We start from the raw sequence: 277 nt of genomic DNA on the forward strand, positions 1-277 counted from the left end.
CGTTTGTGGGGCTTTTTCAAAAAAGTAGTAATCAACTAAAATAGCACCAGGGTGGGTGGTTACATTACTTAAGTAATCATCAACCTCAAGATAGTTATGTATACAATTAACTTTTGCACCCCAAACAGTGAGCTGCTTATTAGCGGTGTTAGCATATAACGAGCACTCATCAATAATTAAAATATGTTTGTTTTTAATTAAATGACTCGGTAAATCTTGTTCTTTACTTAAGCGCGGTTGTATTTGTACTGTGAAAGAAAATGTACTTCCTTCACCT

General features: G+C 34.3%; 1 protein-coding gene. It reads right to left on the minus strand.

Annotated features, from left to right (window positions below; all coding sequences use genetic code 11):
• Positions 1–277: hypothetical protein (locus AAEY83_RS14590; protein ID WP_351059988.1), on the minus strand; the 277-nt coding region annotated here is incomplete at both ends.

Source organism: Psychrobacter sp. TB20-MNA-CIBAN-0197 (genome assembly GCF_040309765.1).
Taxonomy (GTDB): domain Bacteria; phylum Pseudomonadota; class Gammaproteobacteria; order Pseudomonadales; family Moraxellaceae; genus Psychrobacter; species Psychrobacter submarinus.